Genomic DNA, 21,647 nt, shown 5'->3' on the forward strand with positions numbered 1-21,647 from the left:
GCTAACTTTACTGCAATATAACTAAAATGTCTCGCTTAAAGCCATAAAAGCAGACAAAGACATGACAAAAAAGTGATAATTTAATTAATATTTAAGCCTTGCCAATAAATAAGAATTAATTATTGGGCATTTATATATTTTGCGTATAATAAAAAAATAACAAAAAAGGGAAGCACATGCTAAAAGGAAGAGTAAGGGTAAGTTGGTTAATGGCGGGTTTTAGTCTATTTTTAATCAGTTTACTTACCTACGTTTATTATACTTACCAAACAACACGCGCAGATATAATGCACTCTGTTGATACGCGCTTACTTAACGCAGCCACCAGTGTTAAGCATATACTCGGCGATACATACCTAAATAAAGTTAATCAGGGAAAAACGATTAGTTTTTCTGATTATCAAAAAAAGAGTAAGCAACTTTCTGACTTTGCCCAAGCACTCAACATTGCTTATGTATACGCGATGGTACTTCAAGATAACAAAGTCTACTTTAGTGCATCGAGTTATACAAAAGAAGACCAAAGCAATGGCAAAGTAACCCAGTTTTTAGATCTTTACCCTGAAGCCACTAAGGCGAACATTAGTGCTTTTTATTCGACAGAGCCTGTATTTGAAATATCAGCAGATCAATGGGGACATTTTAAAACTATTTTTATCCCTTATGTTGATAGCACTAATGGTAAAACCTACATAACAGGTGCTGATATCACCATTTATGATTTAAACCAAAAACTTAAAGAAAGTGTATCAAAGGCGGCCGCTATGGCGAGCTTCTTTTTCTTTATCGCTATACTTGTTGCAACTATTTATATTTACTTACTCAAACGATCTTTAGCAACAGACTCCAGTACGGGCTTTGCAAATCATATAGCGCTTGAATACTTCCTAAAGCAAAGTAATGCGCACCATATGCAATTAGCTGTTATTTGGATTAACGAAATTGAAGACATAAATAGCTTTTATGGCACTGAGGTGGGCGATAAAGTAATGAAAAACTTGCTCATGCATTTTAAAAGTCGCTGCTCTGCTCGTTGTCATATTTATCGCTTAGCGACCAATAAACTGGTATTACTTGCACCAAAAGAAATTCCGTACGATGAGTTTAACGACTTAATCGAAACCTACAACTTTAATACCCCACTATTAACCGACCCGTTTATTTATATTACGTTGTGTGCCGGTATAGCCAGCGGTAACAAATCTTTGTTATTAGAAAATGCCCATATTGCGGCACTGCAAGCCAAACAAGGTCGTCATACCGTTGTTAATTACTCAAAAGCACTTCACGATGTAAAAGTGCAATATCAATACAATGTAGAAATGGCTAAAGAGGTTCGCGAAGCATTTGATAACAATCGTATTGTCCCTTACTTTCAACCTATTATTGATATAAACACTAAACGCGTAGTGCAGTATGAATGTTTAGCGCGCATGGTTACAGCAAGTGGTGAAATACTCAAGCCAGAGGCTTTTTTAAATGTAGTTACCCGTTCAAGAATGGATGGCTTGTTGACCCGTACTATATTCTCACAATGTATTAGCCGCTTTAGAAAAACAGATATTTGCTGGAGCTTAAATATAACCGCGCAAGATATGCTTGATCCTAGTTTGAGCGAATTTATAGCCGACGAATTAAAACGTTATCCACACCCGAGTAACATCACCTTAGAATTATTAGAAACACAAGCTATAGCTAATTTTTCAGAGGTAAAAGCATTCATAGGAATGGTTAAAACAAAGGGTGTAAAAGTAATCATTGATGATTTTGGCAGTGGTTATTCAAATATTTCTAACGTACTAAAACTTGAAGTTGATGGTATTAAGTTAGATGGGGCCTTAATAAAACAAATTGTTAACGATAAAGATATCTATTTGTTTATTGAACACATAGCAAGCTTTGCAAACCAACTTGGCTTACAACTCACAGCCGGTTCAGTAGAAAATACAACCATAGTGACCGCACTGAAAAAAGCGAATGTGACGCTGATGCAAGGTATTTATTTTGCTCCCCCAGCGCCACATGTTAATTCTCAAAGTGATGAAGAATTAATGAGCTAAATTGGTCATCACATTAGGTTAAATTAATAATGAGTCGGTGGCTTTGCTGGCCACTGGCCCAATATTTACGCTCAAAAGGCGTAATTGCATCGTCTGACTCATAAAGCGTTACTTCGCAAGGGTTGCCTGTTAATTCAAGTGCCCTAGCAAACTCCTTAACGTAAATATCCCAATTGCTGCGCACTTCTAATTGACCACCTAACTTAACAATAAATGGAAAAATAGCCGCGCCATGCCAGCGTCTACGAATATGCTTAGACTTAGGCCATGGATTTGGATACAACAAGTAATGGTGCGTAGGTTGCCAATTAGCAGCAACCGCTAAACGCCAAAAATCATTTAAATCAGCTTGAACTAAAATATATTGCCCGCTGTCGGTTTGCTTGTACTCAACATCGTGCTTATCTAATCGGTGTGATGACTTATCAATACCAATGACAAGTGCATCAGGATGGCGCTTAGCTAAGTTAGCTGAGCTTTCACCCACGCCACAGCACGAGTCTAAAATAAGCGGGCCATTAAAGGCCTGTACTTTAGCGTTTACTTCATCAAATGCGGCCTGAGTATGCGCTGCAATCGGTTTTTTAAACTCAGCCTCTAAGTGCTTATTTACTATTTCATCAAGCTTTTCGTGAATACCCGCTTGATTAGATACAATACTACGTGAATTTGCATCACTCATTAGTGTCTTAGCCCCACACCTTTTTTAATTAATGTAAGCGCTAATGTAAATAACGCTGTTATAAATACTAAAATAACCCCAAGCGCCACGCTTAAATCGACATCCGACACGCCTAAAAAGCCATAACGAAATGCGTTAACCATGTAAATTATAGGATTGATTTGTGATACATTTTGCCAAAATTCAGGCAATAACGATATAGAATAAAACACCCCTCCTAAGTAGGTTAATGGCGTTAGTATGAAGGTGGGGATAATGCTTATATCGTCAAAGCTATTTGCATAAATTGCATTAATTAAACCACCTAAAGCAAATACAGCCGAGGTTAAAATAACGGTCGCCATAATTACAAAAATATTATGAATTTGAATATCAACAAATAACAACGACACACAGGTAACTATAAAGCCCACCATAATACCGCGCGTCATACCACCGCCCATATAACCAAGCACGATAATGTAGTTAGGCACAGGTGCAACTAAAAGCTCTTCAATGCTTTTTTGAAACTTTGTTGAATAAAAACTAGAGGCTACATTGGAATAGGAATTAGTAATAACCGACATCATTATAAGACCAGGTACAATAAACTCCATGTAGCTAAAGCCACCCATATCGCCAATCCGTGAACCAATCAAGTTACCAAAAATAACAAAATATAAGCTCATCGTAATTGCCGGTGGTACTAAGGTTTGCACCCAAATACGTAAAAAACGAATGCACTCTTTAATCCATAAACTCTTTAAGGCTACGCCATATTTAAACATTTATTCGCCCCGCCCTTGCTCTAATAATCCTACAAATAATTCTTCTAGTCTGTTCGCTTTATTTCGCATACTCAAAACAGTATTACCTTGAGTTGTTAATGCACTAAATACCGCATTTAACCCCTGAGATTTAGCGACTTCAACTTCAACAGTGTGATCGTCCGTCATGGTAAATTTATAGCCTTCAAGCGTGACAGGGTTTGCAGGCATTTTTAAATCTAAAATAAAGGTTTCTTTATCAAGCTTTGCAAGCAACGCTTTAATTGTGGTGTTTTCAACAATTCGGCCATTATCGATTATGGCGATGTTTTTACACAGTAACTCAGCTTCTTCAAGGTAGTGTGTGGTTAAAATAATCGTTACGCCTTGCTCATTTATTTGGCGTAAAAAATCCCACATTGAACGGCGAAGTTCTATGTCTACACCTGCTGTTGGTTCATCAAGTATAAGCAGTTTTGGCTCGTGCATAAGTGCGCGGGCAATCATTAAACGGCGTTTCATACCGCCTGAAAGCGTACGCGCTTGTTTGTCTTTTTTCTCTAACAAACCAAGCTGCGCTAGGTATTTATCGGCGCGCTTGTGGGCTTCGCCGCGTGGCACACCATAATAACCGGCTTGGTTAACCAGTATTTGGCTAAGCGTTTCAAACTGGCTGAAGTTAAACTCTTGCGGCACGAGTCCTAAATGCGCTTTTGCAGCTTCTAGCTCGGTATCAATATCACAACCGAATACCTCTACTTTGCCTTTTGTTTTATTAACAAGTGACGAAATAACACCAATAGTAGTTGATTTACCTGCTCCGTTTGGACCAAGTAAAGCGAAAAAATCGCCCTCTTCAACTTGTAAATCAACGCCTTTAATAGCCTCAACACCATTTTTATAAACCTTGGTAAGGCCTTTTATATTTAAAGCAATATTTTGCTTATTCATTATTTACCCTCACCATAACCCCAACGTTTTGTTAGGTTATGTTCAATGTTTAAATGATCTAAAATTCTCGCCACCATAAAATCAACTAAGTCTTCAATACTTTGTGGCTTATGATAAAAACCAGGCGCTGCTGGCATAATTGTCACCCCTAAACGAGATAACTTAAGCATGTTTTCTAAATGAATTTCGTTGAATGGTGTTTCGCGAGGCACTAAAATGAGCTGTCCGCGTTCTTTAATTACCACATCAGCGGCGCGTTCTAATAAATTATCTGACGCCCCCACTGCAATTGCAGAAACCGACCCAGCACTACACGGACATACCACCATTTTTTTAGGTGCAGCTGAGCCCGAAGCCACAGGGCTAAACCAGTTATCTTTACCGTATACTTTTAGCTGCTCAGGTTTGGCATTAAACAGCGTACTTAACTGCTCAGTGGCTTTATCTTCATTACCAGAGAGCTTGATGTTTGATTCTGTATCAAGCACCACTCGCGCAGCACTTGAGATAAGTACGTAAACTTGAAATTGCTGCTCAAGCAATACTTCAAGTAACCTAAGCCCATAAGGCGCACCCGATGCACCACTAAAAGCGAGCGTAATTTTATCTTTAAATTGCACGTTATTCTCCGCTGTATTTAGCTGCTAAACCATTAACAAGGTGTTGATGAAGGCCATTAAAACCGCCATTGCTCATAATTAAAATGTGTTGATTAGGCTCAATATTTTCAAGCACTGCATCAATAATTGTTTGTGTACTGTTAAAGCACTGCATACCCGCTTTATCTGCTTGTTCTTTTAGCGACCAATTTAGATTCTCTGGTTCAAAAAGTAGTACCTCGTCAGCATCACGCAGTGAATCTAATAATGTATGTTGGTGTACGCCCATTTTCATGGTGTTTGAGCGCGGCTCTAAAATAGCGATAATTTTTTCATCGCCTACTTTTGCGCGCAAGCCCGCAAGCGTTGTTTTAATTGCCGTTGGGTGATGCGCAAAGTCGTCATACACTTTAATATTATTTATATCAGCCTTAAGCTCCATACGCCTTTTAGGGCTAATAAATTCTCCTAACGCATCAATACTATGATCAATGGCTATACCCACATGGCGCGCAGCAGCTATAGCCATTATCGCATTTTTAACATTATGCTCGCCTATTGCTTGCCAGCGAACAACTCCCTGCTTTTCGCCATTAAGTAATACATTAAACTCACTACCATCGGCTTTTATTAGCTCATAATTCCAATCAACACCGAGCGTTTCGCTTTCGCTCCAAAGCCCTTGTGCTATTACGTCATTAAGCGCTACGTCTTGCTTTGGCCAAATTACCTTGCCGCTTTGGGGTAATGTACGCATTAAGTGATGAAATTGTTTTTTTATTGCGTTTAAATCTTCAAAAATATCAGCATGATCAAATTCAAGGTTATTTAAAATAAGCGTACGTGGGAGGTAATGCACAAACTTACTGCGCTTATCAAAAAAAGCAGTGTCGTATTCATCGGCTTCAATAACAAAAAATGGCGTTTCGCCCACTTTCGCTGATATACCAAAGTTTTGTACTATGCCGCCAATTAAAAACCCAGGCTTTAAGCCAGCGTATTCTAATACCCATGCCAACATACTCGCTGTGGTTGTTTTTCCATGGGTCCCTGCTACAGCAAGCACCCATGAGTTTTGCAATAAATTATGTTTAAGCCATTCAGGACCTGAAGTATAAGGCAGACCTTTATCAAGGACATATTCAACACACGGGTTACCACGGCTCATTGCATTACCAATAACCACCATATCAGGCTTTGGATCTAATTGAGATACGTCATAGCCTTGGGTTAATTCAATACCAAGATCTTCAAGTTGCGTACTCATTGGCGGGTAAACGTTTTGATCAGAGCCGGTTACTTTATGACCCAACGATTTAGCTATGGCTGCAATACCACCCATAAACGTGCCACAAATGCCCAAAATATGTATATGCATATACTTTCCTTAAATCGCGTGACCACTTTACAGTAATGTAAAGTTTAATGGCGCTATAATGCCAAAATTAGTGCTGAGTTACCATTGCGAGTAAGCATTTCACTCATGCCAAAAAACAACACTTTAATAACAAAAAAGCCTTCTTAAGTTAGAAGGCTTTTTTGTTCGTCGGTGGTTAACTACATTGTCAAAAATACAATCAAGCCAACACCTAGTAATAAGCGGTATATTACAAACGGCAGCATACCCATTCGCTCTATCACTTTCAAAAACATAAATATACATGCATAAGCTGATAGGAACGATAACCCCACACCTAGTAATAACGTGTTCCAATCTACAACATGATCGCCTAGCGCAAGCTCTACTGTGTAATATAGCCCCATCATAGAAATAATAGGAATTGCCAGTAAAAACGAAAAACGCGCTGCGCTTTGCTTATTCATTCCAAGCATTAAACCAGCAGTCATGGTAATACCTGAGCGAGAAGTTCCCGGGATCATTGCAACAGCTTGTGCAAAACCGATGAGAAGCGCTGTTTTCCAATTAAGTTGGTAAATAGTTTTAATTTGCTTACCTTTTGCATCGGCGTACCAAAGGAGTAAACCAAATACAATGGTCGTTGTGGCAATAACCCATGCACTGCGTAAATACAATTCAACTAAGTCTTTTAGCAGTAAGCCTAAAATAGCCGCTGGAACAGTGCCTAAAATAATCCACCAGCCTAACTTACTATCATCTGTAGTACCTTGTGCGCCAAATGATTTAAACCACCCAGTAAGTATATCGGCCACCTCTTTACGAAAATAAATAACGACCGCAATTAAAGTCCCAACGTGAACAGCGACATCAAATGCAAGTCCCTGATCTTCCCAGCCTAAAACTTGCGATGGTAGAATTAAATGCGCTGAACTCGATATAGGTAGAAACTCAGTAAACCCCTGAATGAGGGCTAAAATAATTATTTCAATAATACTCATGGGTTAGAAAACTCCACCTTCCATAATTTTTGTTGAGGGTTATTATACGCACTCCATAACTGGGCAATTGTTTGTTTAGCTACAGGGTGATAAAAATCAGGAGCAACCTCGCTCAGAGGCTGTAATACAAATGCATTTTTAGTTATTTCGTCACGGGGCAGTTGTGCAGGGCTTTGGCAAATTACATCGTCGTAAAACAGTAAATCTAAATCCAGTGTCCGAGGGCTAAATTTTTTGTCACTGGCAGTACGGCCATTATCACGTTCTATTTGCTTTAATAGAGCGCATACATCAGCCAATGCCATGCTTGTTGTCGCTGCAACCACCGAGTTATAAAAATTATTACCAGCAAACCCCACCGCTTCACTCTCAAAAACAGACGAGTGAATAATTTTTTTAAAGTGGCGCTCAAGTGCGATTAATGCAGATTGCATGTAATGTACTTTATTTATATTTGACCCAAGGCTGATATAAATCTGCGCCATTTACTTACTTACCTTAGCGCGTGTAATTTCAACACCTACAGTTTGCGCTTGCGCCACTGCTGCGGGTTTACTTACTTTAATTGTTACTTGTGGAGTATTAAATTCAGTCAAAATAATTTGCGCTAATTGTTCTACTAATGTTTCGAGTAATTCAACTGGTTTAGCAGTGCAGTGCTCAATAACTCGCTCACTTACTTTTGAGTAATCAAGTGCTAAATTAATATCGTCATTCGCAGCTGCGGGTTTAATATCACTCAGCATTTCAATATCAAAATAAAGGCTCTGTTTACTTTCTTTTTCAAAGTCGTACACTCCAATAATGGTGTCGACGTGCAATTGAGATATAAATACCTTGTCCATTGATACTCCAAATAACCAAAACGACTGAACTTGTTATATAAAGCATCAAAAAAATTAATGCTGTATATGCTTTAATCAGTGTTTAAATATGTAAAAAATCCTTCTACAATAACAAAATAGCTAGGTTAGCTAGTAATGAAAGAAGCATAATAATTTTTACGATAAATTTTGCCGCCAATAATAGCCCAAAAGCAATACCAATTGCATTAAATGTGGTTGGTATAACAATAAAAAAGTAAGGAAGCGTGTGTTAGCCATTTTGATATTTGTTTTAGCTTATTTACTCGGGTCAATTTCATCGGCCATATTGGTGTCACGACTATTCTCCCTTCCAGATCCTCGAAGCCATGGTTCTAACAACCCTGGCGCAACTAATGTTTATAGATTGGGAGGTGCATTACCTGCTTGCTTAGTGTTAATTTTTGATATTTTAAAAGGGACGATTCCGGTCTGGGGCGCTTATTTTTTAAAGTTTGAGCCATTTGAGTTAGGTTTGATTGCAGTTGCTGCGTGTTTAGGACATATGTATCCACTGTTTTTTAGTTTCAGAGGCGGTAAAGCAGTCGCTACAGCATTTGGGTCATTGTTACCTATTGGTTTATCGCTGGCGGGTTTACTTATTTTTACGTGGTTAGTTATTATTGCAGTTACACGTTATTCATCACTTGCAGCATTGGTTACTGTCTCTTTAGCACCTTTGTATACTTGGCTAATAAAACCACTTTATACATTACCAGTCGCTTTTATTACGATCTTAATTATTTTTCGTCATCGCACTAATATTATTAGATTATTTAGTGGCGATGAACCAAAAGTGGGCACTAAAAAAACACCCACAGATGAAAATTAAAACATTTAATATATCGAGTATCAAATAGCTTCCAAGCTATCTATTGGCCAACGCGGTTTTGTTTTCATATCAAGCGTGGCAAATTGCCCTGCTTTTAAACGCTGCATACCCGCATAAGCAATCATTGCTCCATTGTCGGTACAAAACTCAGTACGAGGATAAAAAACCTCGCCTTTCATGCCCTTCATAACGCGCTCAAGCTGTAAACGAAGCTGTGTATTTGCACTTACTCCGCCTGCAATGACTAAACGTTTAATACCGGTTTGTTTAAGTGCTCGCTTACATTTAATAACAAGCGTATCAATAACTGCAGTTTGAAATGCATGCGCTATATCGGCTTTAGTTTGTTCGTCATCATCATTTTCACGAATAGTGATTGATGCAGCTGTTTTTAAACCACTAAAACTAAAATCAAGGCCTGGCTTATCAGTCATCGGACGAGGAAATACAAAGCGTTTAGCAACACCTTGTTCAGCCATTTTAGCTAAGCGCGGACCACCGGGGTAATCAAGACCAAGCAACTTAGCCGTTTTATCAAAAGCCTCACCTGCAGCATCATCAACCGACTCACCTAGTACTTCGTATTGTCCAATACCTGCTACTTTAATCATCATGGTATGACCGCCAGATACTAATAAAGCAATAAACGGAAACTCAGGGATATTTTCCTCAAGCATAGGGGCAAGTAAATGCCCTTCCATGTGATGAACCGCTACCGCAGGAATATCCCACCCGTATGCTAGAGAGCGGCCAATGGAGGTACCTACAAGTAGTGCGCCAACCAAGCCAGGTCCTGCAGTATAAGCAATACCATCTAAATCTTCGGGGCCACAACCAGCTTGCGCAAAAGCAGCATCTATAAGCGGTAGCGTTTTACGAACATGATCGCGTGATGCAAGCTCCGGCACTACACCGCCATAATCAGCGTGTACTTTTACTTGGCTATATAATTGATGAGCTAACAAGCCTTTTTCATCATCGTATATTGCTATACCCGTTTCATCACACGACGATTCAATGCCTAAAATTCGCACAGTATTTCTCCAGCCTTTTTAAATTATTACTAAACTATTTTTATAACGAAAGACCAATATTTGTTTGGCCATCTTCAAGGGCAAACTTTTTAAGTGCCTTTACGCTATCGGAGGTAATACGCCCCATATTCTCTACAAAATCAATTAGCTCACCCAATACTTCAATCTCGTATTGCATTAATGGATGCTCTCTAACGGCGGTATTATCTGCGATTTCACCTTCAACTGTCATTTGGTATTCAATAAAACGCGCAACGGTCGCTTGCGATATTTTGCTTACACTAATGAACTCTTGCTCGTCTTGCGCCATTAAACCGTGCATTAAGCTAAGTAACGACGTTGCTGCATCAATAGCTGGATACGTACCAAACATATCAAAATCAGCAAGTTCAGGAACATTTGGCTCTATTTTTTCAACTTGTTTCTCGAGATCTATTTTACTTTTAGGTAGTAATATTTTTTCCCAACAAACATTAAGCGAATTTCGTAATAAGGTTTCGTCACCAAACCCTGTTGCTTCGCTAAATAAACCGTAATTTGGCAGCATTCGCTCAATTAAAGCACTCGCTAAAACGGCTTTTTGTAAATAGTTTAGCTCTCTAATACGCTGAAAATTATTTGCTTTAGTCATTCTTTGATGTCTCACATGACCAACAAAAATCAAATGTTGATCCATTATGCTCATTACAGTTAGGGCATACCCAATCTGAAGCGGATTGTTTTACTTGTTGATAGTTTACCAATATTTGTCGCGCATGGCGCTCTTTTATCGCATAAACCTGCACGCTAACTTGGGTTTGATCAAATGGGATTTCTCCCATTGCGCCTTGCAACATCTCTCCTTTAATTTGGCATTCAATACCACTTGTTTGTATTAAACCTTTAAGAATATTAGCTTCAAGGGTATTTTCGGCATTATAAATTGTTACCCATTGAAAAGAGCCTACAGTTTCGTTTGTATTATTAGTATTTTGCAATTTCCACCTCGTTTATTTTATGTATACAATATCTTGCGTTACGCTGTACAAATTAAAGCTAGTAATACCACTTAAGGATACATTATGACACTCACCACTCCAGGTTTACTTTTTCCTGCAATATCATTGTTATTACTTGCCTACACAAACCGATTTTTAGTATTAGCACAATTAATTCGGGAACTAAACGCACGAGAAGGAGAGTCAATTCGCCCCGTTGTCGTCGCGCAAATAACAAACTTGAGAAAGCGTATTAAGCTAATTAGAACTATGCAAGTATATGGTGTGGCATCATTTTTATTATGCACTTTATCCATGTTTGCACTATTTATTGAATTTAATACAGCGGGCATTATTTTATTTGGTGTTAGCTTAACTTGCTTAAGTTTATCGTTATTAACCTCTTTATTTGAAATCCACATATCATGTGATGCTATTGAAATAGAACTCCAAAGCATAGAAAACAAACCATTAAGCAACCGTGTTAATCGTAACTTTGTTAAATAAAAAGCTGATATGTGTCAATGTTCATTCAACTATTCGTAAATTGTGCTTAATCAATACCCTATTATGTGGCATACTTTTTTCTTAATTTAGAATGTTCGTCTTTACTAGAATATATAAAAAATTGATTACAAAGCCTTTTTTATGATTTACTTATCCCTAAAAAGGATACTAGGTAAGTAATAAATCATGAGTTTCAAGGCTAAAGGATAATACTTTTTAACAATTTACCTCTTTGATAAATATTAAAAGGGGGATATCCTGACCAAAATTTGTCATAAATTTGCAAACGCATTTAGATATTAAATTTTACTATTTTGTTTAGCTAAAAATTAATATAATTGATGTTCGCGGCATCCGCGACTTACTTATAAAAAGGGACTATAAAGTGAGATTTGAACAATTAGAACAATTTGTAGCACTCGGCATACTACGCCATTTCAGACAAGCAGCAGAACAAACCCAAATCAGCACCTCCGCACTTACGCGAAGTATTCAAACACTTGAGGATGAAATGGGATACGAACTAGTTAAACGTTCAACTCGTTCTGTAAAGCTAACTCAGCAAGGTGAGCTATTCCTTGATTACGCAAAAAACACTTTATCTGAGCTAGAGCTTACTAAAAAGCTTATTTTTCAATCCGTAAGTGGAAAAACAGGTGAGAAATTAATTATTGGTTACACCAATAAAGCAAGTAATGTTGTACCTATTTCTTGCGGGCAATTTTTAGCACAGTACCCACATGTAAAAATAGAAATGCAACTGCAAGAAGAACACGAACTGAGCCGAAAGCTTCAACTAGGTGAAATTGATATTAGCGTATATTCACAAGCGATTAATAGTATTGGCAGTGATATACATTTACCAGATCAACTCATTTTATTCGTATCTAAAAATCACCCATTAGCTCAAAAAAATGACATTAGTAAGCACGACCTTGATAGCTTCCCGATGTATGGTTGCTTTTCGCAATCAAAACAAGTTCAAACAATGCTAAATGAAGCAATTGACTCTTTAAATAAGTCATCAAGCATTAAAGTGGGTAGTATTGAACAGGTCATAGCTGGTTTAGAAAAGTCAGACCACTTTGCTATTGCTAGCATAGAGCATACGAATGCTGTAGCAGAGCACTCTGAGTTAATTCAGCTAAAAACAAATAAGAGTTTAAGCCACGAACAGTTAGTCGTACAAACAAACAAACAGACAGCTGTTAATGAACATATAGATCAACTGTTATCTCTCATTAAAAAAGCCGCAACGACAATCAACTAACCTCGTTTTGTCTTGAGATAAGTGCGACACAAAGTGATAGCTTTTAACTTCTTTTGAGCTACACTGTCGCACCTTCAAAAAATGACCCACTTGAATGATTAACTTTTCAGCCGACGATACTTATTTAAATGATATCGAAGAGCTTGGCTACACTGTTATACCTAATGCTATAAATGAAGAGCTTATTATTGATTTAATGGCTGACTGTTATCGTATAAATCCTCAATTTAGCCTCGCTGGTATTGGCCGTTTAAATAATTTACAAATTGACGATACTATCCGCAAAGATAAGACCTTTTGGTTTGATGGTACCTCACAAGCGCAATTAACTTATCAAGCGACTATGGAAAGTATTCGTACAACGCTTAACCGTACTTTTTTCATGGGCTTATTTGACTATGAATGCCACTATGCAAAATATACTGAAGGTGATTTTTATAAAAAACACGTTGATGCTTTTAAAGGCCGCTCAAACAGAGTTTTTACCAGTGTGCTTTACCTAAATACTCCAGCACAAGGTGGTGAGCTTGTTGTCTACAAAACCAAAAGCAAAGAAATTGAAATAATAATAAAACCTCAAGCCGGTACATTGGTTTTATTTGAAAGTGAGCGTTTTGTACATGAGGTATTGCCAGCCATAGATAATCGTTATTCAATTGCTGGGTGGTTTAGAAAAAACGCATCTATCAGCGGCATTATTGATCCGCCTCGCTAAAAATGACTCAAACTAAATAGCCATTGGATACGAAAACAATAAACCTATAAAAATAGCTAATCCAACATAGTGATTATTTAAAAATGCTTTAAAACATGCCCCGCGCTCACGTTTGTGGATAAGTGTTTGCTGATAAAACAACAAACCAGCAGCGACACTTAATCCAACTCCAAATGCAGTTGATAGTTCATTAATAAAACCTATAAAAGCCACTATAACTACAAAGATCATATTAAGGAAAAAAATGATGTGACGATCGTATTCACCAAACAAAATAGCCGTCGATTTAACGCCTATTTTTAAATCATCATCTCTGTCTACCATTGCATACATTGTGTCGTAGGCTACCGTCCAGCAAATATTAGCAATAAATAATAACCAAGCCTGTAAAGGAAGTGCATTTATCGAGGCCATATAAGCCATCGGTATTGCCCAGCCAAATGCTGCCCCGAGTACAACTTGAGGTAACTGTGTGTAGCGCTTCATAAACGGATAACAAAAGGCTAATGCTAACGCCCCAAAAGAAAGTAAAATAGTATTAAAACTGAGTATCAACACTAAAATAAATGCTATGACTATTAATAGTAAAAACAAACTAAGTGCTTCACCACTGCTAACCAGCCCCGAAGCCAATGGACGCTGGGCGGTCCGCTTTACTGAGCCATCTATCTCTCTATCAGCAAAATCATTTATTACGCAACCTGCACTTCGCATGACAATAACACCAAGCGTAAATACAACAAAGTTGACTAAGCTAGGCATTCCATCATTAGCAAGCCATAAAGCCCAATAGGTTGGCCAAAGTAACAATAGTGTACCAATTGGTTTATCTACACGCATAAGTTGTATGTAGTAAGGGAGATGCTGTGACTTTAAGGTTGCTAGCTTCATGAGTAAAGGTACGCTCCAGGTAAAAACACTTCACAGACCAAAAAATTGTAATCTTTAAGCGAAAATACGCTACGTCGGCCTAACAACTTTTGTATTGGTAAGTTTAGTTGTAATGCTAATTGCTGTATCGGGTGCTCTGTATCAAAACGAGCGACTTCTATCTCTTTGCGCACGAGCTCTGGATTTTGAAAAATAACATCGCCTAATGGGCGATCCCCCATATTATGCAGAGGGTTTTTTGGTTGATTTGATAATTGATTATCTGGCAGCCAGCTTTGTGCATATACCATGGGAATATTATCGCACAATAAAAGTACTTCTCGGTTTAATGCCGTTGAGGCTTCGCAGCCAAGCAATGCTTTTTGCTCAAGTGTTAAATCAAAAATTTTTTCACTGAGCACTTTTACGCTAAATACTTGCGCCCTGCTTTTTAATTTAACTGTTAAGGAATGTGGCTCAAAAAGCCACTCACGTTCAGAGGATGATAAATCACTTACTTGTGATGTGCATTGCCAATTGACTAATAACGAAATAGGGAAAGTAATCACGATAACTCTATTAAATAAAATCCAACGCGATAATAACATTGCCAAAGCATTTGAAAAAGTGATCATTCATTATCGTAAATAACGAGGGCGTGTTGACCTTGCAAGATGGAAAATGGTTCGACTTAGGGAGGATTTAATCGCAGCGCGAGATAATAAGCGAAACAATTCGTTCAAAATATCTTTTTTAGTCCATAAGTTAAACCGCCTCCATATGGCACTCCATGCACCAAAGTAAGAAGTCAGATCTCGCCATGGAATATCTGTGCACAGATTATAATGCTTTCAAGCGTTTTTCTATGATCAAACTGATTATAAATTAGACCACTTAAGCACATTACTTTTGATAAGATATCCATGACGCCTGTGAACATTAATCTTGGTATTAAGATTAGGTGTATCGTTTTCTAGCGAGTTCAATTATGCCTTTCTTTCATGCTATTTATTTTCATACCTCAAAGTTCAGCGCGCTCTAGTATAAATAGCTCGACTCAATAGGGTGTATTAACCGAATTTACTGCCAACTCACACGTAAATCTAGTGCTTCCCCTATACTCGAAGAACAAGGACCAAAAACGGCATAGTCGCCAATAATTCTCATAAATTTAGCCTGACGGCTCCTTGGCAGCGTTGATAAATCGAGTATAGTATTAAGGCCATAAGGTTGCCCCTCTTCGACAAATTCATCTACGACAAGCTCATTAACCTCATCGCCATAAATTCCATTATCGTTGAGGTCAATCCAGACTTTCCATGAGGTAGATCGCTCTGTTACTTCAGTATCTCCTTGAATATTAATGATAGTATTGCTGGGATCTATTAGCTCTATAGGCATTTGGGTATAGTCCCATGCTGTTGAACTATAATTAATGTTGTTATCACCAATTAAAACATGAGTGATATGCTTATCGACGCGAGCTGAGTTTATTGAACAATACTCATCTGTTACCTGAATAAGCCGTTCAAAGGTATCCTGATCATCGGATTGATCAGTTACTGTCAACTTAACTGGGTAGCTTCCAGATTCTGCGAAGATATGCTCGGGGCTTGCTTCTGTTGAAGTTTGGCCGTCTCCAAAATCCCATAACCATTGAACTACTTGACTCGTTGAGCGGCTATCATCGGTAAACTGAGTGCGTAATTTAATTTTCTCTGCATTAAAATAGCTAAGCACGCCTTGGTCAAAAAGTTTTATTTTTACCACCTTAAAAGCTTCAACAACATCTTCTTCAGATAAGCCAGCTACACCTGCTTGCTGTTTAATACATTCAGCAGCTTCAGTTAGTGTGGTCAACGCACTCCAACAGACCTTCGCTGAATTTAAATACACTTTATAGGTAGCCTCTATTCCCCATTGATTTGATAGTAAATAAAATGGGTAGGTGATCATACCAATGCGTAAATAGAAATTATCACCAGCCTCTTCATAATCAAGAAAGCTATCAATTGCACCATTTTCAGTTTTTATCTGATCGAGATGACGAATAAAGCCGCCATTCTCTTGGCCGTGAATCCAATTATCTGAATGTCCCGTAAACTCGTATTTTGCCATTACACCTGAGATATCGCCAAAGGCTTCATGCAAGGTACGAGCATCAGTACTAATTTCATGATCGAATCGATTTAAATCAGATATTCTATTTAAAACTCCATGGCCTACTTCGTGCGCAATGATGTCAAGTGAAGCCATAGAGTAAAATAATGGATACGCATCACCAAAGTTGGCATATGCGCCATCCCAAAAGGCGCTTTGTTCATATTGTTGACCATAGTGGACACGGATTCTAATTTTGTCCTCCAGTGGCGGCTCCCCTAGGTATTTAACAAAGCTATTGTAAACTAGTGTGCCGTAAAACATGGCGTCATTTAGCGTTGAATACGTCCAAACCCCAGTCTCATCAGAAATCATATCTTCGGAATGTGTTGGCTGCGTACCACATAAAAAGGAATAAGGAGGGAAGGCATTCTCATTAATATCGTTAGGGAGTTCGTTACGATTATAACTCTCCCCAACTTCATCCTTAGTATTATTCATATGCGTAATACTAACTAAACCATTATCAAAAATACATAATCCACCTTGCTCTTCTGTGCGTTGAATTGAAATTTTCTTGCGACCAACGCCATAATCCCAAGTGTGAACTTTATTTCCACCAGGCCCCGATAATTCAGCATTACCGATGAAATCATGAAAGGGAATAAGGGTACCTTTCGTGGCCTGTCCAATGGTGTTTACCGGCAAAAGAAGTAACGCATTGGTATTTTCAGGTATACTTGTATCCTCTGGAATATTAAGATCGTAAACCGATTTTTTCATAGTTTTTAACCAAGCATCACCCTGTTTATTTCCTTGCTCATCTACCCAATAAGCCCATACAGACTCAACTCTAGCGGGGTCACTATCAATAACTTCAGGCGCGACAATAGTTACGCTGCCAGATAGTTTGCCAATAGAACTATCTTGATCACGAAAAAACGCATGTAATATTTGATTTGTTGGTACTTCAGTAACAGAGTTTAGCGGTTCTTCAATTGGCGGTAGTTTTATCTCAGGAGAGCCAGAGCTGCCGCCCCCACACGAAACGAGGAATAAAGTAATAAATATAGAGGTGAATTGTTTAAATCGAATAAGATTTAATTGGATGAGATTTGTCGGCAATAAAAGTGATTTAAAAAAAGTCATTGGCTATCCTTAGTCGATGGGCATATAAAAAGACATTATAAATCAATGAAATATGAGTTGACTTTAGCTTTTTATCATTAAGTTTACACTCTAGAACAAATACGCTATTTTTTCAATTTATTAGGCTAAATTATAGACTGTAGTGTGTAAGTAACTTGAGGTTTCAATTAGCCTGTTTTTCATCCAAAGTTCAGGTTAAATAACCCCATTAGTTAAATAACCCCATTAGTTAAAGAACAATCTAACTAATGTGGCTAGACATCGAGTTAAGAGCGTGCAGTATCGCAGATATTCTTCCAAATATTTGTTCAACTAGTCAACGTTCGCTATCGCAGATTCAATACGGCTTTCGCAAAGAGTTGTTCCGGGCAAAATTGCACAATACTCGCCAGCTTGCTCAAGTTCGATACGTTGAGTATTACGTGCAGTAATACGCGCTGCTAGTTGCTCGATTTCAAGCGGCTCTTCAGATACCGCTTTAAACGCACTCAACCTCTCTATCTCGTCATAAACTAAATCTTGATAGCTTCTGAGCCTTGCGGACAGCGCAATATAGCGCTCAGATATTGCAGCTTGACCAGCATAGGCTAAGTCATAATGGCCAGAATCCTCGTAACTTTCGACTTCATACTTTAAAATATTTAAATGTTCGTCTTTAAGATCATCAACATAGTTACCACCATCAAATAAATAGCTAAACAAATTATCGGCATACGTTATACAAGGAGTTAGATTATCGGTTTTACAATGCATAGTGCCATTTTTACTTAGCCCTGCTAGTTCTGGCGTCATACCACCATCGGTGTTCACCTGAATAGTATATACAGCATCTTTGGTAGCTTCTTGAAATACTTTAGTTTTAGTAAAAGTCTTACTAAAAAAAAGAAACTTCACTTTGATTTTAGTCTGAAACCATTCGTATTTAGCGCGATCTTTAAAATGGAGTTTGGCTGTTACATAGATACGCGAGCCGAGTTTGATATTGTGGATAAAGCTGTCACCACAGCGGCTTCTTACTTGATTTGGATCTGTATTTAGTAGCCCTTGAATAGCCATTTTAGTCGTTCTATTTTCAAAGTTATAACTTCCTTTTTCATAGGTTAATTCTACTGCCGAGGCGGCAGAATTTCTATTTTTTGTTACTTTCCTGCGCATGGAAAATTTGGCTGAACCTCCAAAAATAACCAAGTTGATACCAGCCTTTACGCTGCCTGTGATGGTATTGATCATGGTATCTGAGTCAAAGTCGCCACGATAAGCCAAATCGCCCATACTACCGCCTTGAAATTGCCACTGACCATCGAGGCATGGTTCAAGCGGTATGCCTAATTTCTGCTCAAACCCGTGTCCAAGCTGTTCTTGTTCGGTATTTAAAGAGTAATAGGTATGTCCATTTGCGTAAAAGCTTAACAGGCCACAGAGCACTATTAATATGGTTATTAAGTGCATACATAAATTCCTGTAAATGGTTTGCAGAGGCAAAGGGCGAGGAAGCAATAACTCAATATTCGATTGTTTATTACTTACCACGTCCCAATTTTACTAATTGAATCTTAGCATTTTTTATTACTCGCTAATTTTCAAAAGCAGCTCCATAGGTTGGAAGGGCTGATTTACATGGTAGCCATGCCATCACACCCACAGCGGGGTCATTAGCATCAACGAATGATGGTGCCCAACCTAATTGCCTAAACCCAAGCGATACATGGTTTTCTTCAATACCAAAGTTCGCGGTTGCCTCTCGAGCATTTTCGCATTTGAAATATTGGCTCATGTTATCCGCTGGTATATTCAGATCAGCAAGCGTGTAGCTTTGTATGCAGCCGACACCGCTACCACCACAGGTGTTGAGGTAATCATTCCATGCATCTGAACATGCTGCCCCGTAAGGGTTATCGCGACAAACTCGGGCATATTGCTCATAAATCCAAGCGTTATTGTAAGCGGCTTCCTGCACACTTTCTGCTTTTTGACGCTGTACATCAGTCATCCAGCTAGCGTATTGTGCAAGCACACCACGAGCACGGTGCTCATGATTAACCGACTTTTTGAATTGATCTTCAAGCCATAAAGTACGGTAGGTAGTTTCAAAGCGAATATCTTTATTACCGGAGTCTAAGCGACGTAAATCCTGTGAACTGATCTCGTAAGGAGTTGCTTTGTAACGCACAACATTATAATCAGAGAGTGCATTAAACTGATTGCCAAAGTCGTTCTTCGCATAGTTCACCGCTTGCTCAAATAAGGTAAAGCAAGGCTCATAGTTATCAAGTGAACAAGTGATAATATTGTTAGGAATTATACTTAGCAGCTGCTTAGGATCCCCCCCTTTTTGCAATGCTCTGACGGTGATACGCACACTTTTCTTAAGATCTTCGTCAATATAATTAAGCTTACCATCGACGCTAATACCAATATTTCCTGCGCCATAGCTAACGCCTAAATAACCGCCAATTTCACTTTTGTGCTGCTCACTTAAGTACTCAATTTTCATGTTAATAAGTAACTGAGCACCGTATTCAATCTCACTAATAAAGGCATCACCAGCCATGCTCATTAGTTTACTTTGATACTCATTTGCTAGCGTATTACCTGAAGGTGTCAATGTATAACCAATATTGGCATCTGTTGGCATAAGAACACGTTTTTTGGGTGTCAACGATGCTTGGAAGGTATAAGTATTCGAAAACTCAGTAGAGGACATTTCCTTGGCTAAATGACCACCCGCTTTAATACGAATAACAGGAAAGCCAACATCTACATCAACATTACCATTTAGCTGACGAAGAACTGCGTCGTAGCTGCCATTATTTACTAACTCAAATTGCACACGAGTATTACCAAGGGTTTCAATGGTTTCACCTGCGACAGTTTGAACATTCAAAAAGCGTTTTTGATCGCTGTTATAGGCTGTACCCAACACAATGTGATCGTTCACCAATCCAGGTATTTCACTTTGGAAGGTATTCACATTGAGTGCTTTTTGCATTAGCTGTGCTTCATTCACAAAATTTGAATCTGCGAATGCGAAAGGTGTAGTGCAGGCAATAAGTGCCGCGATAGTCTGTTTGTATAAGTTCATGTTGCCACCTATTACTTCACGTAAAGGAGGTAATCTTCTACCTCTCCGGAGTCTACTTCTTTACATGCATCATTGCTGCCACCCAAGTAATCCATGGTAACGCGCATTTTCGTCATGCCCTTTTTTGCACCTGTTGGTGGGGTAATTTCGACCTGAGTTGCTTGCTCAGAAACACCAGCAAACAAGGTTTCTTTTGTATCGTTGAAATCACCGTCTTGGTTCCAATCAATAAACACATGCCAAGTTTCAGGGTATGCTTCTGCACTACTAAATCCTGGGGTTAATGTTAACTGGTAGCTTTTATCTGCATATATTTTCGCGGTATCGCCAACATAGTTACTGTAAAAGGTGTTGCTGCTGGTGTTCTCAATATTGGAAAACTTCACCGATTGGATGAATTCGTAGGTTCGCTCACGAGACTTTGTCGTACAATAGTTTGGCATTGTAGGGGTGACCATAACAGCACTGATCCGATAGTCAGACGGGATCTGAAAACAAGAGGTAGTTGGTAATTTACCCGCAAACCAGTTCTTAGGATTCGCATTATCTTCGTCACCAAAGGTGAGGTATTTAGCATCTCCCCTAAGGGTATTATTTTCGTATAACATCACTTTTTTAAGATCCGCTATTTTCTCATCGTTTGGAATGGGGGTTGTGGGGTCGAAAATATTATCAGAGACCTCAACCAATAATCCTGAATAGCACTTTTCCAACCATTGAAAGCGACCTAACGCTTGCTGTGGTGTGAGTAAATCTCGAGATTCAAATAAAGTCGTATTCGCTTGTACTGATGGCACTATTATGGCAGCAAACGAGGTAATTAATGTGCTGGTTAGCATGACTTTTAACATA

The 21,647-nt window shown here is 38.5% G+C and carries 23 protein-coding genes; 5 read left to right on the forward strand and 18 right to left on the reverse strand.

The features are described from left to right. Window positions 1–176: 176 nt before the first annotated feature. A complete protein-coding gene (locus LOS73_RS17430; protein ID WP_007377850.1) occupies window positions 177–2,060 on the forward strand; it encodes a bifunctional diguanylate cyclase/phosphodiesterase in 1,884 nt (627 codons plus the stop codon). Between the two features lie 13 nt (window positions 2,061–2,073). Here the strand turns inward: LOS73_RS17430 and trmB are convergent, their stop codons facing one another. The 8 genes from trmB to folB all read right to left on the reverse strand — a co-directional run bounded on the left by trmB (window position 2,074) and on the right by folB (window position 8,241). Beyond that, on the reverse strand, window positions 2,074–2,742 hold the full coding sequence (gene trmB / locus LOS73_RS17435) for a tRNA (guanine(46)-N(7))-methyltransferase TrmB (protein WP_007377851.1): 669 nt from the start codon (window positions 2,740–2,742) through the stop codon (window positions 2,074–2,076). Next, on the reverse strand, window positions 2,742–3,509 hold the full coding sequence (locus LOS73_RS17440; protein ID WP_007377852.1) for an ABC transporter permease: 768 nt from the start codon (window positions 3,507–3,509) through the stop codon (window positions 2,742–2,744). The genes trmB and LOS73_RS17440 overlap by 1 nt, the downstream gene beginning before the upstream one ends. Continuing rightward, window positions 3,510–4,439: an ABC transporter ATP-binding protein gene (locus LOS73_RS17445; protein WP_033030928.1), complete on the reverse strand. Its 930-nt coding sequence runs from the start codon at window positions 4,437–4,439 to the stop codon at window positions 3,510–3,512. Beyond that, entirely contained in the window at window positions 4,439–5,059 is a 621-nt protein-coding gene (locus LOS73_RS17450) for a flavin prenyltransferase UbiX (RefSeq protein WP_033030926.1), read from the reverse strand. The genes LOS73_RS17445 and LOS73_RS17450 overlap by 1 nt, the downstream gene beginning before the upstream one ends. 1 nt (window position 5,060) lies before the next feature. Beyond that, window positions 5,061–6,416, reverse strand: coding sequence for a UDP-N-acetylmuramate:L-alanyl-gamma-D-glutamyl-meso-diaminopimelate ligase (gene mpl / locus LOS73_RS17455; protein WP_008134879.1), 1,356 nt, complete (start codon window positions 6,414–6,416; stop codon window positions 5,061–5,063). 179 nt (window positions 6,417–6,595) lie between these two features. After that, a complete protein-coding gene (locus LOS73_RS17460) occupies window positions 6,596–7,396 on the reverse strand; it encodes an undecaprenyl-diphosphate phosphatase (protein ID WP_007377856.1) in 801 nt (266 codons plus the stop codon). Continuing rightward, complete coding sequence (gene folK, locus LOS73_RS17465; RefSeq protein WP_306725231.1) at window positions 7,393–7,881, reverse strand: 2-amino-4-hydroxy-6-hydroxymethyldihydropteridine diphosphokinase; 489 nt, start codon at window positions 7,879–7,881, stop codon at window positions 7,393–7,395. Before folK ends, LOS73_RS17460 begins: the two co-directional genes overlap by 4 nt. Further along, on the reverse strand, window positions 7,882–8,241 hold the full coding sequence (gene folB / locus LOS73_RS17470) for a dihydroneopterin aldolase (RefSeq protein WP_008134884.1): 360 nt from the start codon (window positions 8,239–8,241) through the stop codon (window positions 7,882–7,884). Between the two features lie 247 nt (window positions 8,242–8,488). Between folB and plsY the strand changes: the two genes are divergently transcribed. Continuing rightward, on the forward strand, window positions 8,489–9,091 hold the full coding sequence (plsY, locus tag LOS73_RS17475) for a glycerol-3-phosphate 1-O-acyltransferase PlsY (RefSeq protein ID WP_008134886.1): 603 nt from the start codon (window positions 8,489–8,491) through the stop codon (window positions 9,089–9,091). Between the two features lie 20 nt (window positions 9,092–9,111). Here the strand turns inward: plsY and tsaD are convergent, their stop codons facing one another. Genes tsaD through LOS73_RS17490 form a run of 3 tightly spaced genes read right to left on the reverse strand, consistent with a single transcriptional unit; the run spans window position 9,112 to window position 11,102 of the window. Next, entirely contained in the window at window positions 9,112–10,125 is a 1,014-nt protein-coding gene (gene tsaD, locus LOS73_RS17480) for a tRNA (adenosine(37)-N6)-threonylcarbamoyltransferase complex transferase subunit TsaD (protein ID WP_457934037.1), read from the reverse strand. A gap of 40 nt (window positions 10,126–10,165) precedes the next feature. Further along, on the reverse strand, window positions 10,166–10,756 hold the full coding sequence (locus tag LOS73_RS17485; protein ID WP_008134889.1) for a YjaG family protein: 591 nt from the start codon (window positions 10,754–10,756) through the stop codon (window positions 10,166–10,168). Next, entirely contained in the window at window positions 10,749–11,102 is a 354-nt protein-coding gene (locus tag LOS73_RS17490) for a putative signal transducing protein (protein ID WP_457934038.1), read from the reverse strand. Before LOS73_RS17490 ends, LOS73_RS17485 begins: the two co-directional genes overlap by 8 nt. A gap of 84 nt (window positions 11,103–11,186) precedes the next feature. Between LOS73_RS17490 and LOS73_RS17495 the strand changes: the two genes are divergently transcribed. The 3 genes from LOS73_RS17495 (at window position 11,187) to LOS73_RS17505 (ending at window position 13,594) form a co-directional block, all read left to right on the forward strand. Next, window positions 11,187–11,609: a DUF2721 domain-containing protein gene (locus LOS73_RS17495; RefSeq protein ID WP_007377863.1), complete on the forward strand. Its 423-nt coding sequence runs from the start codon at window positions 11,187–11,189 to the stop codon at window positions 11,607–11,609. A gap of 385 nt (window positions 11,610–11,994) precedes the next feature. Beyond that, the gene (locus LOS73_RS17500) at window positions 11,995–12,879 is read left to right on the forward strand and encodes a LysR family transcriptional regulator (RefSeq protein ID WP_033030912.1); all 885 of its coding nucleotides are present in this window, start codon (window positions 11,995–11,997) and stop codon (window positions 12,877–12,879) included. 94 nt (window positions 12,880–12,973) lie between these two features. Next, window positions 12,974–13,594 carry a 2OG-Fe(II) oxygenase gene (locus tag LOS73_RS17505; protein WP_007377865.1) on the forward strand — a complete coding sequence of 207 codons (621 nt, stop codon included), beginning with the start codon at window positions 12,974–12,976 and terminating at the stop codon, window positions 13,592–13,594. A 12-nt stretch (window positions 13,595–13,606) separates the two neighbouring features. Here the strand turns inward: LOS73_RS17505 and ubiA are convergent, their stop codons facing one another. The 7 genes from ubiA to LOS73_RS17540 form a co-directional block, all read right to left on the reverse strand. Then, entirely contained in the window at window positions 13,607–14,485 is an 879-nt protein-coding gene (gene ubiA, locus LOS73_RS17510; RefSeq protein ID WP_306725233.1) for a 4-hydroxybenzoate octaprenyltransferase, read from the reverse strand. Continuing rightward, on the reverse strand, window positions 14,482–15,033 hold the full coding sequence (locus tag LOS73_RS17515; protein ID WP_033030935.1) for a chorismate--pyruvate lyase family protein: 552 nt from the start codon (window positions 15,031–15,033) through the stop codon (window positions 14,482–14,484). The genes ubiA and LOS73_RS17515 overlap by 4 nt, the downstream gene beginning before the upstream one ends. A gap of 69 nt (window positions 15,034–15,102) precedes the next feature. Further along, window positions 15,103–15,303 (reverse strand): transposase, encoded by a 201-nt coding sequence (locus LOS73_RS17520; protein ID WP_083829645.1) that lies wholly within the window; start codon window positions 15,301–15,303, stop codon window positions 15,103–15,105. A 241-nt stretch (window positions 15,304–15,544) separates the two neighbouring features. Next, window positions 15,545–17,713 carry a PKD domain-containing protein gene (locus LOS73_RS17525; RefSeq protein ID WP_306725234.1) on the reverse strand — a complete coding sequence of 723 codons (2,169 nt, stop codon included), beginning with the start codon at window positions 17,711–17,713 and terminating at the stop codon, window positions 15,545–15,547. Window positions 17,714–18,025: 312 nt separating this feature from the next. After that, complete coding sequence (locus LOS73_RS17530) at window positions 18,026–19,162, reverse strand: hypothetical protein (protein ID WP_457934039.1); 1,137 nt, start codon at window positions 19,160–19,162, stop codon at window positions 18,026–18,028. Window positions 19,163–19,286: 124 nt separating this feature from the next. Further along, window positions 19,287–20,795 carry a hypothetical protein gene (locus LOS73_RS17535; RefSeq protein ID WP_008134907.1) on the reverse strand — a complete coding sequence of 503 codons (1,509 nt, stop codon included), beginning with the start codon at window positions 20,793–20,795 and terminating at the stop codon, window positions 19,287–19,289. 11 nt (window positions 20,796–20,806) lie between these two features. Beyond that, a complete protein-coding gene (locus tag LOS73_RS17540) occupies window positions 20,807–21,634 on the reverse strand; it encodes a GEVED domain-containing protein (protein ID WP_232224818.1) in 828 nt (275 codons plus the stop codon). Between the last annotated feature and the right edge of the window lie 13 nt (window positions 21,635–21,647).

It is taken from the genome of Pseudoalteromonas sp. SCSIO 43210, assembly GCF_054133285.1.

What these genes read in the sequence shown, in the direction of transcription:
- folB (WP_008134884.1), bottom strand. Translation starts at nt 8,241, where the DNA reads ATGGACAAGGTATTTATATCTCAATTGCACGTCGACACCATTATTGGA.
- LOS73_RS17495 (WP_007377863.1), top strand. Translation starts at nt 11,187, where the DNA reads ATGACACTCACCACTCCAGGTTTACTTTTTCCTGCAATATCATTGTTA.
- mpl (WP_008134879.1), bottom strand. Translation starts at nt 6,416, where the DNA reads ATGCATATACATATTTTGGGCATTTGTGGCACGTTTATGGGTGGTATT.
- LOS73_RS17460 (WP_007377856.1), bottom strand. Translation starts at nt 7,396, where the DNA reads ATGAGTATTATTGAAATAATTATTTTAGCCCTCATTCAGGGGTTTACT.
- LOS73_RS17530 (WP_457934039.1), bottom strand. Translation starts at nt 19,162, where the DNA reads ATGCACTTAATAACCATATTAATAGTGCTCTGTGGCCTGTTAAGCTTT.
- LOS73_RS17525 (WP_306725234.1), bottom strand. Translation starts at nt 17,713, where the DNA reads ATGACTTTTTTTAAATCACTTTTATTGCCGACAAATCTCATCCAATTA.
- LOS73_RS17485 (WP_008134889.1), bottom strand. Translation starts at nt 10,756, where the DNA reads ATGACTAAAGCAAATAATTTTCAGCGTATTAGAGAGCTAAACTATTTA.
- ubiA (WP_306725233.1), bottom strand. Translation starts at nt 14,485, where the DNA reads ATGAAGCTAGCAACCTTAAAGTCACAGCATCTCCCTTACTACATACAA.
- LOS73_RS17540 (WP_232224818.1), bottom strand. Translation starts at nt 21,634, where the DNA reads ATGCTAACCAGCACATTAATTACCTCGTTTGCTGCCATAATAGTGCCA.
- LOS73_RS17445 (WP_033030928.1), bottom strand. Translation starts at nt 4,439, where the DNA reads ATGAATAAGCAAAATATTGCTTTAAATATAAAAGGCCTTACCAAGGTT.
- LOS73_RS17430 (WP_007377850.1), top strand. Translation starts at nt 177, where the DNA reads ATGCTAAAAGGAAGAGTAAGGGTAAGTTGGTTAATGGCGGGTTTTAGT.
- trmB (WP_007377851.1), bottom strand. Translation starts at nt 2,742, where the DNA reads ATGAGTGATGCAAATTCACGTAGTATTGTATCTAATCAAGCGGGTATT.
- LOS73_RS17535 (WP_008134907.1), bottom strand. Translation starts at nt 20,795, where the DNA reads ATGAACTTATACAAACAGACTATCGCGGCACTTATTGCCTGCACTACA.
- folK (WP_306725231.1), bottom strand. Translation starts at nt 7,881, where the DNA reads ATGGCGCAGATTTATATCAGCCTTGGGTCAAATATAAATAAAGTACAT.
- LOS73_RS17440 (WP_007377852.1), bottom strand. Translation starts at nt 3,509, where the DNA reads ATGTTTAAATATGGCGTAGCCTTAAAGAGTTTATGGATTAAAGAGTGC.
- LOS73_RS17505 (WP_007377865.1), top strand. Translation starts at nt 12,974, where the DNA reads ATGATTAACTTTTCAGCCGACGATACTTATTTAAATGATATCGAAGAG.